The sequence below is a fragment of the Winogradskyella sp. genome (assembly GCF_965228925.1).
In the GTDB taxonomy this organism is placed as follows: domain Bacteria; phylum Bacteroidota; class Bacteroidia; order Flavobacteriales; family Flavobacteriaceae; genus Winogradskyella.
Window position 1 is genome coordinate 700227 of the sequence record NZ_OZ245845.1, and the last position, 17283, is coordinate 717509.

11 protein-coding genes are annotated in these 17283 nt (G+C 37.3%); 9 read left to right on the forward strand and 2 right to left on the reverse strand.

Annotation, left to right across the window (positions count from 1 at the left end; genetic code table 11):
* Positions 1-54 precede the first annotated feature (54 nt).
* From ACO052_RS02745 to ACO052_RS02755, 3 genes are read left to right on the forward strand one after another with little or no spacing between them, the layout of a single operon-like run.
* Positions 55-1452 (forward strand): OmpA family protein, encoded by a 1398-nt coding sequence (locus ACO052_RS02745; RefSeq protein WP_422106487.1) that lies wholly within the window; start codon positions 55-57, stop codon positions 1450-1452.
* 60 nt (positions 1453-1512) lie between these two features.
* Positions 1513-4275, forward strand: coding sequence for a PD-(D/E)XK nuclease family protein (locus ACO052_RS02750; RefSeq protein ID WP_422106488.1), 2763 nt, complete (start codon positions 1513-1515; stop codon positions 4273-4275).
* Complete coding sequence (locus ACO052_RS02755) at positions 4275-5117, forward strand: alpha/beta hydrolase family protein (RefSeq protein ID WP_422106489.1); 843 nt, start codon at positions 4275-4277, stop codon at positions 5115-5117. The genes ACO052_RS02750 and ACO052_RS02755 overlap by 1 nt, the downstream gene beginning before the upstream one ends.
* Positions 5118-5149: 32 nt before the next feature.
* Here ACO052_RS02755 and ACO052_RS02760 read toward each other — a convergent pair whose 3' ends face one another.
* Entirely contained in the window at positions 5150-5875 is a 726-nt protein-coding gene (locus tag ACO052_RS02760; protein ID WP_422106490.1) for a LytR/AlgR family response regulator transcription factor, read from the reverse strand.
* Positions 5872-7008 (reverse strand): sensor histidine kinase, encoded by a 1137-nt coding sequence (locus tag ACO052_RS02765; RefSeq protein ID WP_422106491.1) that lies wholly within the window; start codon positions 7006-7008, stop codon positions 5872-5874. The genes ACO052_RS02760 and ACO052_RS02765 overlap by 4 nt, the downstream gene beginning before the upstream one ends.
* A gap of 239 nt (positions 7009-7247) precedes the next feature.
* Between ACO052_RS02765 and ACO052_RS02770 the strand changes: the two genes are divergently transcribed.
* The 6 genes from ACO052_RS02770 to ACO052_RS02795 all read left to right on the forward strand — a co-directional run bounded on the left by ACO052_RS02770 (position 7248) and on the right by ACO052_RS02795 (position 17281).
* A complete protein-coding gene (locus ACO052_RS02770; RefSeq protein WP_422106492.1) occupies positions 7248-9695 on the forward strand; it encodes a TonB-dependent receptor domain-containing protein in 2448 nt (815 codons plus the stop codon).
* A 139-nt stretch (positions 9696-9834) separates the two neighbouring features.
* The gene (locus ACO052_RS02775; protein WP_422106493.1) at positions 9835-10314 is read left to right on the forward strand and encodes a hypothetical protein; all 480 of its coding nucleotides are present in this window, start codon (positions 9835-9837) and stop codon (positions 10312-10314) included.
* A 150-nt stretch (positions 10315-10464) separates the two neighbouring features.
* The gene (locus tag ACO052_RS02780) at positions 10465-11685 is read left to right on the forward strand and encodes an efflux RND transporter periplasmic adaptor subunit (RefSeq protein ID WP_422106494.1); all 1221 of its coding nucleotides are present in this window, start codon (positions 10465-10467) and stop codon (positions 11683-11685) included.
* A gap of 108 nt (positions 11686-11793) precedes the next feature.
* Positions 11794-14988 carry an efflux RND transporter permease subunit gene (locus ACO052_RS02785; RefSeq protein ID WP_422106495.1) on the forward strand — a complete coding sequence of 1065 codons (3195 nt, stop codon included), beginning with the start codon at positions 11794-11796 and terminating at the stop codon, positions 14986-14988.
* A gap of 94 nt (positions 14989-15082) precedes the next feature.
* Positions 15083-15724 (forward strand): NADPH-dependent F420 reductase, encoded by a 642-nt coding sequence (locus ACO052_RS02790; RefSeq protein WP_422106496.1) that lies wholly within the window; start codon positions 15083-15085, stop codon positions 15722-15724.
* Between the two features lie 87 nt (positions 15725-15811).
* Positions 15812-17281, forward strand: coding sequence for a TolC family protein (locus ACO052_RS02795; protein ID WP_422106497.1), 1470 nt, complete (start codon positions 15812-15814; stop codon positions 17279-17281).
* The last annotated feature ends 2 nt before the right edge of the window (positions 17282-17283 follow it).

A 17283-nucleotide genomic window follows, 5' to 3' on the forward strand; every position in this document is an offset into this window, starting at 1 on the left:
TTAACAACTTACATTTGCCAACAATTAACACTTAAAATTAAAATTAATTAGAATATGAAAAATCTAAGCAGATTACTTTTTGTCGCAGTGCTTCTCGTAAGTTTCAGCACTACATATGGTCAAGACAAGAACAATCCATGGGCTATAACACTTGGAGTAAACGCAGTTGACCCATATCCTGTAGGAGAAGATGCACCACAAGGTGACTATTTTGACGAGTTCTTCAATGCTACAGACCACTGGAATATCTTTCCTTCAGTATCTTCTATTGCTGTCTCAAGATACCTAAGCGATGGTTTCACATTTACTGCCGTTGGATCTGTAAATAGAATAGATAAATTCGGTACTAATTTCGATCCTAGAACAGGTGAAGAAACAACAAATAAGGTAAATGATTTGACATATTATGCTGTTGATGGTAGAGTGTCTTACAGCTTTATGAATTTAATCAAATCTAAATCAGTTGACCCATACTTAGGTGTTGGTGGTGGTTACACTTGGTTAGACGAAATAGGAGCTGGTACACTTAACGGTACCTTAGGTTTAACATATTGGTTCTCAGAAAAACTTGGTATTAATGTTAATACAACTTACAAGCACGCTTTTGAGGATTATTTACCAAAGCACTTTCAACACACCGCTGGTTTAACTTTTAAATTCGGTGGTACAGATACTGATGGAGATGGCATCTACGATCAAGATGACGCTTGTCCTGAAGAAGCTGGTTTAGAAATCTTTAATGGTTGTCCTGATTCTGATAATGATGGTATCCAAGATTCTAAAGATGATTGTCCTAACGAAGCTGGTTTAGCTGAACTTAATGGATGTCCTGATAGCGATGGTGATGGTATTGCAGACAAAGACGATCAATGTCCAAATACTGCTGGTTTAGCATCATTAGCGGGTTGCCCTGATACTGACGGTGACGGTATCGCTGATAAAGATGATAACTGTCCTAACGAAGCTGGTCCTTCAGCTAACAACGGTTGCCCTTGGCCAGATACTGATGGTGATGGTATCTTAGACAAAGACGATCAATGTCCTAATGAAGCTGGTGAAGCTGCTAACAATGGTTGTCCAATCGTTAACCCAACTCAAGAAGTTATCGATGAATTAAATAGCTATGCTAGAACAATCTTATTCGATACTGGTAGAGCATCTTTCAAAGAAGAAACTGATCAAGTATTACAAGCTATGGTCGCGATCTTTAAGCAATATCCAAAAGCTGATTTTGCTATCGAAGGCCATACAGATTCAGTAGGTTCTAAGAAATCTAACCAAGCATTATCTGAAAGAAGAGCTAACGCAGTTAGAGATTACTTAATTGCTAACGGTATCGATGCTGATAGATTAACTGCTACTGGTTACGGTGAAGACAATCCTATCGCTGACAACAAAACAAGAGCAGGTAGAAAAGAAAACAGACGTGTAGAAGTTAAGCTTAAGAGCTAATCAACTTCAAAATATATAGAAAAACGCTCCGAAATTCGGAGCGTTTTTTATTTTTATAGAATGAGTAGTTTTATAAAAACGGTATTGTTAGACCTTCAACAAAAAGGCTTAAATCTTGAAGATTTATACTTTATCCTACCTAGTCAACGCGCCGGTGTTTTTTTAAAGCATCATCTATCCCAAATTATAGATAAACCCATTTTTGCCCCTCATATTTTAAGCATTGAAACCTTTGTAGAAGAGTTATCTGGGTTACAAAGCTTATCTAATACCGATCTCTTGTTTTGGCTTTACAAGTCCTACTTAAGCCATACCAAACGAGAAGATCAAGACCCTTTTGAATCCTTTGCTAGTTGGGCTCAAATTTTATTACAAGACTTCAATGAAATAGACCGTTATAACACCAATCAAGATGCTATTTTTGATTACCTCAAAGCGATTAAGGAACTTAATCATTGGTCCTTAGAAGCGGAGCAAACCCATTTAGTTAAGAGCCATTTAAAATTCTGGCAGAACCTGAAAGACTATTACCATATATTTACGGGGGAATTGCTTCAAAATAAAAAAGGTTATCAAGGGCTTATCTACCGAGAAGCTACTGAAAACTTAGAAGCTTACATCGAAAATAACTCCAATAAGACACATATCTTCTTAGGCTTTAACGCCCTAAATACTTGTGAATCTTTAATTATACAGGGACTACTTCAAAGTGATCTTGCTCATATTTATTGGGATACTGATGAAGCCTTTGTGAATGATGATATTCACGATGCTGGATTGTTTATCAGAACACATAAAGCCCAATGGAATTATTTTAAAAAACACCCTTTTAATTGGATAACATCGCACTACAGCGATAAGAAACATATTGAAGCTATAGGCATTCCTAAATTTGTTGGACAAGCAAAATATATTGGCCAGTTACTGCAAGAGCTAAGCTCAGAATCTAAAGATTTAAAAAGTGTTGCAGTCGTATTAGGAGAAGAAAACTTATTAATACCACTACTTAACTCAATACCAAAAGCTATAACCCAAATTAACGTCACTATGGGTCTGCCCTTAAGGTTTGTTCCTTTAGCATCGTTATTTGAGCAACTACTCTCCGTTCACAAAAACAATCCAGAAAAGTACTATTTCAAAGCAGTCATAGATATTATGTCCCATCCTTCTATCTATAGTCTATTTGAAACTGCGACGGGGAATATTTCTAGTCATATCATCGACTATATTCAAAGTAATAATCTGGTTTACACCACAGTTACTCAGTTAAAAAAAATAGCCCCAACACCAATACACCCAATTATTACTATTTTGTTTAACTCTTGGGAAAATGACCCAAAAACTGCGCTCGCCAATTGCACTGAACTTATCTTACATATAAAAGGTAACCTCATAGCTCATAAACAGATAAACAGTTTAGAACTAGAGTATCTGTATCGCTTTAATACACTCTTTAATAAAGTATCGGAGCTTAATGATAATTATCAATACCTTAATTCTATCGAGAGTTTGCATCGCGTTTATAAAGATTTATTAACGACTGAAACATTAGACTTTAAAGGCGAGCCTTTAGAAGGGCTTCAAATTATGGGTATGTTAGAATCTCGAGTATTGGATTTTGAAACTGTTATCATAAGTTCGGTAAATGAAGGGATACTCCCCTCTGGTAAAACGAATAACTCATTTATTCCTTTTGACGTAAAATTAGAGAACAACCTACCAACGTTTAAAGAAAAAGATGCCGTTTATACCTATCATTTTTATAGGCTTATACAACGTGCTAAAAATGTATACCTTCTCTATAATACTGAAATTGATGCGCTCAAAGGTGGGGAAAAAAGTAGATTTATTACCCAAATAGATATTGAAGGGATTCATAACATAAAACACACGATTAGCTCTCCAAATGTCCCTATTATTGAAAAAAAATTACAGCACATCCCTAAAACTGGTTCCATCCTAGATAGGCTAAAAGCACTTTCAGATAAGGGATTCTCCCCGTCATCATTGACAAATTACATTAGAAATCCCATAGATTTTTACTATGAAAAAATACTCGGTATTGAAGAGTTTAAGGAGGTAGAAGAAAACATTGCCGCAAATACCTTAGGCTCAGCAATACACAACACTTTAGAAGAGCTATACAAACCTTTAGAAGGAGCGCTTTTAACACTCGAGCATCTTGAAAGCTTTAAAACTAGAGTTGATCTTATAATTGCCAAATACTTCAAAGACTTATACAAGGACGGTGATTTTAGCTCTGGCAAAAACCTCATCATTTTTGAAATTGCTAAGCGCTATATCATAAACTTCATCCATTTTGAAATGGAAGCTATAAAAGCAGGTAATACCATTAAAATTTTGGCGATTGAAGCTGATGAAACTGTAGAACTTCAAATAGAAGGCTTAGATTTTCCCATTAAACTTACGGGTAAAGTTGATAGAATTGACAGGTTTAATGGAATGACCAGAATCATTGATTACAAATCGGGAAAGGTTGAACAGAATAAAGTAGAAATTGTAAACTGGGATGCTATTACGACTGATTATGACAAATACAGTAAATCCTTCCAAGTCTTGTGTTATGCCTATATGACGCATCAAAAGAAGACCATTCAATTACCTGTTGAAGCCGGTATTATCTCCTTCAAAAATTTAGGACCTGGCTTCCTAAAGTTTGGAAAAAAAGAATCTACCTATAGCAGAAGCAAAAATCAACAAATTGATGAGGATACACTAAAGAATTTCGAAATTGAGCTCCATAAGCTTATCCTTGAGATATGCAATCCAAATATAGATTTTATTGAAAAAGAACTGAACTAATGCAAATAAATAAAAATCTCATCCTTAACCGGACTGATAAAAAGCCCATATTGATCGATACATTTTATTCCGAACATAGCCTCAAACAACCGCTTATCATTTTTTGTCATGGTTATAAAGGTTTTAAGGATTGGGGAGCCTGGAATCTGATGGCTAAAAGCCTTAGCAGCGCTGGTTTTTGTTTCGTAAAGTTCAACTTCTCTCATAATGGTGGCACTATGGAAAACCCTATTGATTTTCCAGATTTAGAGGCTTTCGGCCATAATAATTACTCTAAAGAGCTCGATGACCTGGGTGATGTCATAGATTGGATTCAAAATACATTTAAAGACCATCCAAGTGTCGATGTCAATCATATGACCCTAATAGGTCATAGTCGCGGTGGAGGTATAACAATATTAAAAGCATCCGAAGATTCTAGGATCACCAACCTTGTGACTTTGGCCAGCGTGTGCGACTTCGGAAAACGCACGGCAACAACTGGAGGTTTGGAAACTTGGAAAAAGGATGGTGTTAAATATGTACTTAATGGTAGAACCAAACAGCAAATGCCACATTACTACCAGTTTTACGAAGATTTTAAAGTCAATGAAGCACGCCTTCATATTGAATCTGCCGAAAAACGACTTCAAATACCACATTTAATCATCCACGGAGACCATGATACTTCTGTTAAAGTTGATGAAGCTTATGCGCTTCATCAGTGGAATTCCGAAAGTGAGCTCAAAATTATAGAAGGTGCTGATCACGTATTTAATACAAAGCACCCCTGGGATTCACATGTTCTGTCCAATGAACTGCAGTCCGTTGTAAACTCAACACTGCAATTTTTAAAGGATTAGGCCATTTAAAACAGTCGCATAATAAAGTAGGGCTAAGATGTATCACCCCAAAAATTATCCTTCAGTATTTTGGGGACGACCTCTTTGCGATAATTACGGCTTAAGGGTATTTTGTAAGACCCTATTTGAAGCTCGTGTTTGGCGAAACCCTCTATTTTATTAATGGCAACCACATACGACTTATGTACTCTAATAAACAGCTCTGAATCCAATTTTTCTTCAACATTCTTTAAAAATAGTAAGGTAATATACTTTCGCTTTTTAGTCTGAATAATCACATAGTTCTGCATGGCTTTTACAAACAAAATGTCATCATAATAAATCTTCTCAAACTTCCCATCACATTTTATGAAAAAACAAGGTTCTTCGTCGTTACTTCCATTCCAAGTTTCATTTTGCCTCAATAAGTCATACTGCTTTTTAGCCTTCGTAATAGCACTAAAAAAACGATTAAAGGAAATTGGTTTTAATAAGTAGTCCAAGACATTTAAATCAAACCCTTCTATGGCATAATTTGGAAATGCTGTGGTCAAAATGGTTATTGGGGGGTTATGATTGGATTTAAGATATTCTATACCATTCATTAGAGGCATTTGAACATCTAAAAACAAAACATCAACATCTTTTTCTGATAAGATATCGGGGATATCTAGTGCAGATACACCAGTACCAACGCAATTTAAATAATCAATTTGATCTATATAATTTGTGATACATTCTCTTGCAAGAGGTTCGTCGTCAATAACTATACAATTCATACAGATAGTTTTTTATATGCTTTACTCATCGCTCTATCTAGCTCCAATCGCAGATTTACCATATAGAGATCCTTAGTCTTCTTAATGATCAAAGTGTGTCTATTCGGATATAATATATCTAATCGTCGCTTTACATTTTTCAGTCCAAGACCCCCATAAGCAACCCCGTCAGGTAAACTATGGGGCATATCAAAATTAGCAGTATTACTCAATTTCAAATTGAATATGTAGTCTTCTATATCAACATTAAAAGTAATCCGCTTTTTTGACATAGTGTTACTAGATAGGTGCTTGAAAGCATTCTCCGTAAAAGGAATCAATATAAAAGGAGCGACTCTTAGATCTTCGTCCACTAATTTGGGCACATTCCATTCCATCTCAAAGTCATCATTTTGCCTTAAACTTTCTAATTCCACAAAACTCTCTATATAGGCCAATTCATTCTTCAGCGGAATCTTATTGCTGTTGCACTCATACAACTGGTATCTTAAAAGCCCTGAAAACTTGACTAAAGATTCCGACGCCATTTCAGGGTTTTTATCGATTAACACGAATATTGAGTTTATGGTATTAAACAAGAAATGTGGGTTGAACTGTGACTTTAAAAATTTGAGTTCAGTTTCTAGTTTTTCTTTTTCTAACACCCGTTGGCGTTTTTGAGAGGCTAACCAATTCTTTGCGAGTTTAATGCTCATCCCTAGAGTCATGGCAGAAATACAAGATGGCATGGCATTTTTCTTAAAAATAGAGATCACAGATGGTGGCGATATATTAAAAAGCTCATAGGTGGAAACTCCCGCAACCGAACCAGCTACATAATAAGTGCCTGTAATACATAAAGCCATTAAAATAATAATGCCTACCACAGCTATAAAGAACTTGAAATACTTGAGCTTTTCTAGATACTTGGGAATCAGAACATATAATGTAAAATATATACCTATGGCCTGAAAAATAACATAACCCAAGTATTTAATCACTGAATGTGGCAAACTAAACGAGGCAATCACCTCAATAGCATCTCCCATATATACCGTCCACCAAGCAAAATGATAGACCGCCCAAAACACCACATGATGGATTTTATAGCGCTCCAAAACCGTTAATAAGTCTTTTAATCTACTTGCAATCATTCCTACATAGTCTATAGAATTAACAAGATACAATGTCGAGCGCTCTAATTCAAGTGCATTCCATTTAACTTGCTATCAGGTGTTTTTTTATTGATAACATACACGATTTACCCCATAATTATATTTAAAGACCACAAAACCGTTCATTCAAACCCCTTGTAAATAGAATTGAGCCCTTCATCATAATAGTTTTCTAAAACCTTATCAATATTGGTTCTTGGGCTAAATCTCTATTTAAAATGAAATCAATAGCCACCACTCTTTTAATCTTATTTACTCTATTTAATCCTCTTGCTGCACAAATCTCAGGTTCAATCACCGACGAAGGAGGCTTGCCTATTGCATATGCAAACGTGATGCTCCATGACAGTTCTAATGACACCATACGTTCTAGGGCCATAACGGACGAGAGTGGGAATTTTAAACTTGAATTTTCAGAACTAGGCAGCTATATTCTAAAAGTAAATCTACTGTCCTACAAACCATGGGCGTCCCAACCATTTCTAATCGCTTCATCATCATTCAGCAAAGTGTTTCCATCAATCATTTTGGAAGAAGAGGTTACACAATTAGATGATGTTGTAATTACCTCCAAAAAGAGACTCGTTGAACGTACCAATGAAGGCAGTATAATTAATGTGAAAGAAAGTGTCTTGACCAATGGGAGCAGTGTTCTTCAAGTATTAGAACGTTCCCCCGGTGTCATTTTAGATCGAAGAAATAATAGCTTCTCGCTTAATGGTAAGGAGGGCACTCTGGTGATGATTAATGGCAAAGCGCAACGCATTCCTGTAGCTGATTTAATGATTATGCTCAACAGTATGAGTGCCGATAATCTTGAGAAAATCGAATTACTGACCAATCCTTCCGCTAGACATGATGTGGATGGAAATGCAGGTGTTATCAATATTGTGCTTTCAAAAAATGAAGCCTTAGGTTGGAGAAGTTCTGTCGTTTTAAGTGGCGGCTATGGTGAAGGCCCTAAACAAACCTCAAGCCTTTCTATGAATTATGGTAGTGAAAAATCTCTGGTGTTTGGCTCCTACAGTTTTTCCTATAATGATGCTTCGGACGGTTGGAGGGGCGAAGGCGTCACGGACCTTCCAGTTTTAGGCGGTAATACAGATATCATTTTCACCAGTAATACGCAACGCATAGATCGCAATCACAACATCAATTTTGGCTATGAATACCAACTATCTAAGTCCTCAATTTTAGGAACTAGCCTCTTATATAATTATTCCAAACCTATGGTCTTAACCAATAATAGAGGCCTATATAATTTCGTTACAGACCCTTTTCTAGATGCTCGAATAGCCTTAAGTGGAAGTGGCAAGAGAACTAATCTTTCCTCATCATTGTTCTTTGAAAATACTACGGGTCAAGAACATAAGGAAAGTACGTTTTCTGTGACTACAGATTACATCAGATACAATAGTGATACACCCAATACCGTACGAAGCGATTATTTTGACGACAATGGTATCCCTTATCAACCAGATAGTGAAATTTATAATACGGGTAATCGTGGTTTCACTAATACCTCCATTAACCTTGGTGTTTTAGGGATGACCTACAGAAGAAAATTTAATGAAAAACTAGCTTTGGAAGGTGGTCTGAAAGGTTCCTATTCTGAAACTAAAAATGACGCGAAAATTGAAATACAACAAGGAGACAACTTCATAGAAGATGAACGTTTTGTTAGTAAAAACGCTACTAAAGAGAACATAGGTGCTGTTTATAGCTTGGCGGATTACGCGTTTTCTGATACATTCAAAACACAATTAGGATTAAGATACGAACATTGGACGCAAGACTTTGATGATGACACTTTAGATCGAAGTTTTGGCAAATTATTTCCATCATTGTTTTTAACTTATAACCTTTCGGAAACCAAAACCCTCAACTTTGCCTTTACAAAACGCATTACAAGACCTAATTTTACCGATTTGGCATCCTTTTTAAGCTATAATGGACCGACATCTGTTTTTAGTGGGAATCCACAATTATTACCAGCCATTACGGATAATGTTTCATTCACCTATGCTCATAAATCATTTAGTCTATCTTTAGTGGCCTCTAACGAAAAAAATCCTATTGCAAGGTTTCAAATTACTAGAAATCCACAGAGTACGGTTGCGGTTATAGTACCGGTCAACTTAGATTATCAAAGAAGTTTAGATTTACAATCCAATATCCCTTGGAGAATTAATGATTGGTGGAGCGCAAATTTCAATAGCACCATAGGAATTAGGGAGTTTAAGCTGTTGCATACGGATGAAAAAGTGACTCACAATTACATGCATTACAACTTTAACGCCAGTCAGACGATGCAATTTTCTGATGACTTATCCTTAGAGCTATCAGGCTGGTTCACTTCAAGACATTATAACGGAAGTACCGTTATAGATGGTTTTGGCACTTTAAATGGTGGTTTAAAAAAAACATTCAGTAATGGTAGTAGTCTGCAATTTTCAGTGGCAGATATTCTGCAGAGTTTTGATATTCGCGCAGAAGTTGGTACGCTTACTAGAGAAGCTTTTGGTGATGAATTCTTAGTGAATTACAGTTCGGAATCTGGCCGTTCTCGAATATATAATTTGAGCTTCACCTACCCTTTTGGTAATAAAAAAGTGAAAGATGCTAATACCAGATCTGGAGCTGACTCTGAAAAATCGAGGATATAGAAAAAGCATGACCACATACACGGCTTAAAATGCACACTCGAAAATGCGATTATTAAATTCTGGTCATTTTCTGTATTAATTTGGTCGTTCTAAAGCTTACTTCCCTAAATAACTTTGTATTGGATAAAAACAAAGTAATATGGAAACCAAGTATCTTACATTTAAGCACTTCATTGTGATTATTTTATTGATGAGCTTCAATAGTTATTCACAACATAAAACAACAACTTCCCAAACCTCAGCGATTGTACTAACAGAAGATGTTAGGGTCATTGAAACATTGGAGGATTTCACGGCATACCTGTTGGTGAATTCACTGATTGAACATAAAAAGTTCAATTACAGAAGGCTATTAAGAGCATCTCGACAGAACCCCAAAATGATTGTTATAGATGCTTCATTGACTATAAGCAGTACAGACCTTCTTAAAGTATTTAAAAAAGCGGCGAAAAAAGCTGACGAATTAGCCGTCTTTAAATCGGTTTTATTTAGGAAAATACCGCTGTTAGAAGCTACTGTCAGCGATTACCAACTCGAGCGTATATACAAAAGCTTTAGAGCCTCAACCTTTAATGGTTATTTAGACGAAGTACGATTAGCATTAGGAACCAATCATTGAATTGAGCTCAAAAAAATGACCAAATTCAATGCTAAAACGCACAATCTTAAATTTTGGTCATTTACGCTTTGATTTTGGTTAACCATGAAGAGGCTATCGGAAATACATTTGTACCATCAAATATTAATAACAAGAAAAAATTATTATAAAATGAAAACACTACATCTAAACACAAGTAAATTAGTAAAACAAGTAGGACTACTTGTTGCACTAATCGTAGTTGCAATCCTTGCGGTTGCAATGACCAGAAACGAAGAAAAAACCGAAACAACTGCAACTATTGCTCAGGCCTTACCCGTAGAAGTGGCCTTCCCAGTATTTGAAAAAATTACGGAATGGGACGAATATACAGGCCGATTTGAGGCCAGCAACCGTGTAGAGGTAAGAGCGCGCGTCAGTGGATACATTGAAAATGTCAGCTTTAAGGACGGACAATCCGTTAACAAAGGTGATGTGTTATTTACCATTGACCAAAGACCGTTTAAAATTGCTTTAAGCCAAGCCCGAGCTAGCTATGGACAAGCTCAGGCAAGACTCACAATTGCACAAGATAACTTTGACCGTGTGAAATCATTACGCGAATCTGGAGCGGTTTCAGTAGAAGAATACGACAGCAGAAAACAAGCCTTAGCAGGTGCTAAAGCAACTTTACAATTGGCACAAGCATCAGTAGATAACGCTAAGTTAAATCTTGAATTTACGAAAGTAAAAGCACCTATCTCTGGTCGCGTAAGCCGAGATATGGTAAATGAAGGTAATCTGATCGACGGCGGTTCTTCGAACTCAACCTTGTTAACAACCATCGTTGCCACCAGCCCTATACATTTTTACTTTAAGGGCAGCGAATCAGACTACCTAAAATATTCACGCCTAGCCCAAAGTGGAGAACGCGCATCGTCTCGATCAACTGCAAATCCAGTGTTATTAAAATTACAAGACGAAGCGGACTATACGCATAAGGCCGTTATGGATTTTGTAGATAATGAAATCGATAGAAGCACAGGAACCATTGAAGGTAGAGCAACTTTAGAAAATAAAGATGGACTTATAGAACCAGGAATGTTTGGTAAAGCCAGATTATTAGGAAGCGCCGAACATGAGGCCATTATGATCCCTGAAGAAATCATAGGAACTAATCAATCTGTAAGATTCGTATATGTCCTCACAGAAGACCATACGGTTACTACTAAAAATGTAGAACTTGGACCACTACATACTAACGGTCTACGTATAATCCGAAAAGGTCTGAACCCTGATGATAAACTCATCACGAATAACATTCAAAAGATTCGACCTGGAGTCGCTGTTAGTCCTATTGAAACTTCTCTAAGCCAGGAGAATAACACGCTTGCCCTCCATGACGTAGAGTAACAAACAAAAACATATGGTGTCCTTTTTTCCTCTCTCTGTTAACTTCGATTAATAGCAAAAAAGAGAGAGGCCAGGATACCCTTTTCCAACATTAAAACATTAGAAATCATGAAATTTAGTCACACATTTATTAAAAGACCCATTTTTGCAGCGGTACTTAGTATCCTGATCATCATTGTGGGTGGATTGGCCTACGTATCTTTGCCAGTATCTCAGTTCCCAGATGTAGCACCACCAACTATTGAAGTGGTAGCAACATATCCAGGAGCCAATGCACAAACACTTTCTGAAACTGTTGCAACACCATTAGAGAAAGAAATCAATGGTGTTGAGGACATGATCTATATGACCTCACAATCTGCTGCCGATGGCAGAGTTACTTTGCAAGTCGCTTTCGAATTAGGAACAGACCTAGATAAGGCACAAGTTCAAGTACAGAACCGTGTCGCTATTGCAGAACCAAGATTACCAGAATCCGTCAGACGATTAGGTATTACTACTAAGAAAATTTCACCAGATATTTTATTGGTGGTAAATATGTACTCCCCTAATAAAACTTATGATCAAACTTATATTGGTAACTACGCCACCTTACAACTAAAGGACGAATTAGCTCGTATTAAAGGTATTGGAGATATTCAGTTGTTTGGAGCTGCAGAATACGCGATGCGCATATGGTTAGATCCAGATCGCATTGCCAATTTAGATATGACTGCCGGTGAAGTATTGACAGCACTTCGTGGGCAAAACGTTCAAATAGCAAGTGGAACTTTAAACACTTTACCCTCAGGAAGTCAATCTGCTTTTGAAATCAACATTCAAACTCAAGGAAAACTAATTACTACTGAAGAATTTGAGAACATTATCATTAAGTCAGGAGACAATGGGCGTATCGTTCAATTAAAAGACGTTGGTCGTGTAGAATTAGGCGCACAAAACTATGCGACTAAAGGCTATTTGGGTAAAGACCCAGCTATCGCCATGCCTATATTCCAACAACCTGGAGGGAATGCCTTAGAAACCGCAGCTGAGATTCAAGCCAAAATGGTGGAACTGTCTAAAAACTTCCCTGAAGATTTAGAATATAAAATCGCTTACAATCCCACAGAATTTGTTCAAAAATCTGTTGACGAAGTGTACAAAACCATTTTTGAAGCCATCATTCTTGTCGTATTCGTCATCCTATTGTTCTTACAGTCATGGAGAGCCGCCATTATACCAATACTCGCCATTCCTGTATCGCTTATTGGAACATTTGCCGTTATGCAAGCTTTAGGTTTTTCACTAAATAATTTAACCTTATTTGGACTTGTCTTAGCGATCGGTATTGTCGTTGATGATGCCATCGTTGTCGTAGAAAATATGGAGCGTTACTTGGCACAAGGTTTATCACCTAAAGACGCTGCGCGTAAAACAATGGATGAAGTTGGTGGGGCCTTAGTAGCTATTGGATTAGTACTCATAGCCGTATTTATCCCAACAACTTTTCTAGAAGGGATTTCAGGACAATTCTACAAGCAATTTGGGTTAACCATCGCTGTAGCCACTGCCATTTCGGTATTCGTGTCATTGACCTTAAGTCCTGCAATGGCAGCCTTACTAATGAAGCACGAAACTCATGACCCCAATAAAAAGACACCACTATTGGTAAGACCTTTTAAGTTTCTAGGCGATGGGTTCAACCGTTTCATGGAAAACTTATCTAACCGTTACGGCAATAGTGTTCGTAAACTGGTTAGAACAAGCGCCATGGTCATGGTCGTTTATGGTGGACTCATTGCTTTTACAGGATTTGAATTCAATCGTGTAGCTTCCGGATTTGTTCCAGCCATGGACCAACAATATTTTATCACAGCCATTCAGTTACCACCTGGATCATCATTATCCAGAACGGATAAAGTGGTCAATGAAGCTTTAGATGTACTGTTAGAAGTTGATGGCGTAGAAACCGCGGTATCGTTTACAGGATTCGATGGAGCTTCCTTTACCAACGCTTCTAATGCCGCTGCCATATTTGTAACTCTTGAAGACTTTGATGTCAGAACAGAAAAAGGCATCGGATATAATGATCTATTGGCGACACTTCGTGGAAAAATGGCTCAGGTAGATGACGCTTTTGTGGTCGTCATTCCACCACCATCTGTAAGAGGTATTGGTAATGCAGGAGGATTTAGAATGATGGTACAAGACAGAGCTAATCTCGGTACAGACGAATTGATCAACGCCACCTACGCATTGGCTGCAGCAGCAAATCAAGACCCTGCATTAAATAGTGTGTTTACCTTTTTTAATAACCAAACCCCACAACTTTATTTAGATATCGATCGCGTTAAAGCAGAACAATTAGGTATTGATGTCGCTGATGTTTTTCAATCTTTAGAAGTGTATTTAGGATCAGCATTCGTCAACGAATTCAACTACCTAGGTAGAACTTATCAAGTGACCGCTCAAGCCGATGCACCAAACCGATTAACACCAGATGATATTTCTAGAATTAAGGTAAGAAACAATCAAGGCGAAATGGTCCCGCTTGGTACCATAAGTACTCAAAAAGATATTGCAGGCCCCAATAGAATTCCCAGGTTTAATTTATACCCATCAGCATCATTGGTTGGTGATATCGCCCCTGGTTTTAGTACTGGACAAGCGCTAGACCGCATGGAAGCCTTAGCAGCAGAAGTTTTACCTCAAGGTATTTCTTTTGAATGGACAGAAATGGCTTACCAACAAAAACAAACAGGTAATACCGCTTTTATCGCATTCTTATTAGCCGTCGTTTTTGTATTCTTATTATTGGCCGCCCAATTTGAGAGCCTAGTGCTACCTTTAGCCGTCATCTTTATCGTTCCAATGGTATTATTGTCTGCAATGCTAGGAATTGACTTGGCGGGATTAGATAATAATATCATGGTTCAAATTGGACTCGTAGTACTCGTAGGTCTCGCTAGTAAAAATGCCATTCTGATTGTGGAATTTGCCAAACAATTAGAAGACCAAGGCAAGGACTTAAGAACAGCAGTCATTGAAGCTTCAAAACTGCGATTACGACCTATCTTAATGACAGCAATGGCATTCATCTTAGGTGTAGTACCTTTAGCCATTGCGACAGGTGCAGGTGCTGAACTAAGAGTGTCTTTAGGTATAGCTGTATTTAGCGGAATGCTTGGTGTGACCTTATTCGGAATCTTTTTAACACCAGTATTTTATTACTTGGGAAGACGTTTAACTTCAAAAAAGTCAAACACAACTAATTCTGAACCTAAAGAAGTTGAAATTATCTCTCAACACATCCAAACCGTATAGATATTAGATTTTGATCATTTAAAGGGTGCTTTGGGTTAGCCAATAACACCCTTTTGTTTTGAAATTTGTACTAAGAAATTAAAACTTAGAAATTATGGAAACAACATTTTACAATATTGGAATTATTGGTTCAGGAGCTATTGGCGGGTTATTAGGCAAATACTGGGCAAAAGCAGGACATAATATAATGTTTAGCTCTAGAAATCCCGAAAAACTAAAAAAATTAGCAGAAGATGCTGGGGAAAACGCCCAAACAGGTTCGGTTGAGGAAGCTGCTGCTTTCGGCGATATCATCCTTTTAGCTGTGAATTATAAAACTATTGATCAAGCCTTGGAAAAAATAGAAACACATCTAGATGACAAAATAGTTATAGACGCCACTAATCCGTTGATTAAAACCGAAAGTGGATATGCTAGACCAATACCTAAAAACATCACCGCTGGTGAGTGGATGCAAAATAGATTACCCAAAACAAACATAATAAAATCTTTTACCACATTATGGTCTAAATATTTGGAAACAGAGTCAAATCGAAAAGATGGTCTATTGATTATGCCACTCTCTGGAGATCATAGTGCGCATAAGCTAAAAGTAACACGTTTAATTAAAGAAACGGGATTTCAACCATACGATTTAGGAAATTTATCCCGCTCAAAACTTCAAGATCCTGAGAGTCCTATTTGGAATAAACCTTTGCGCCTGAAGGAATTTGAAATGGCCATTGCGTCATATTAGATTTTGGTCATTTAAAGAGTGGTATTGGTTAACAGCCAATACCCTTTTAGACCGAAATTTGTATCAACAAACAAAAACATAGAAATCATGAGACATCTAACACTAATAACCATACTATCCCTAATATTGGTTTCCTGTGGAATTACCAAAAGGGATTTTGAAGTCAACCCCAACGTTGGCATTAACGACACCTATTTACAGAACATTTCTCAAGATTCTGTATTCAAAACTACAAGTACTGAAACCATTACAGCGTGGTGGAGCGAATTTAACGATCCTATTTTGGATACATTAATTCAAAAAGCAAGACAGCACAATCTAGATATTAATGCTGCCATTGCTAACTTTTATGCCTCTAGAGCACTGGTTAAAGAAACAAAACTCGATAGATTACCAACGGTTACAGCCAATGGTAATGTCACCAGAACACGGTTAGGAGAAAACATCTTTGTGCCTGGAGCCAATCCAACCTTCACCACCTATAACTCTAGTTTTGATGCCTTCTGGGAAGCCGATGTATTTGGTCGTGTATCGAATAGAATTAAAGGGACTTTGGCCAATCAGCAATTGGCTATGAACGACCTTCAAGGCGTGTATGTTAGTATTTTTGCTGAAGTCGCTAGAAATTATATCGAATTACGAGGGGCACAATATCAATTAGATATTGCCGATCGTAATCTTAAAGGACAACAGGACACCTATGACTTGACGGTTCGTTTATCTGAGGCTGGAACCAGCAATCAATTAGATGTATCGCGAGCCTTAGCACAATTGGAAAATACAAGAGCTACGATTCCGCCATTAAAAGCGAGAATTGAAGCCTTAAAGAATAGCATCAGTGTATTGATTGGAGAGGCCCCTGGGAATCTAGATAATGCTATCATTAACAAAAAACCATTACCTAGTCTTCCAGAAAGTGTGGCTATAGGCAATGTGACTGACTTATTACGAAGACGTCCAGACGTCAAGCGTGCTGAGGCCGAATTACAAGTTCAGATTGCGAAGTATAATATTACCGTCGCTGAATTGTATCCAAATATCAGATTTGGTGGCTCCATAGGATTTTCAGCGGTTAACTTTTCAAACTTTGGAAATAATGAGTCTTTTACTTGGAGCATTTTCCCAAGCATCAGTTGGGCGGCTTTTAATCTTGGACGCGTAAAACAACAGATTAAAAAAGAGGATGCCTTAACCTTAGCACTGTTGCAACACTACGAAAAAACCGTTTTGGAAGCCTTGGAAGAAATCAGTACCGCAATGACCAATTATACCAATGAATTGGAGCGAAGAGAAACGTTGAGAAAATCCTCTTTAGCGAGTGCCAAAGCCACTGATATCGCCAGAAAACGTTTTAATGCAGGTTTAGATAGTTTTATCGATTACCTCAGCGCAGATAATACATTACTATTAGCAGAAAATAGATTAGCTGCAAGTGAAATTGCTTCGGCCACATCCTTAATAGCCATCTACAAAGCTTTAGGTGGTGGCTGGGAAGTCGTATCAGAAGACGAATTGAACAGACAATTTGAAACTATGAAATTGGCGGAATCCAAATAACA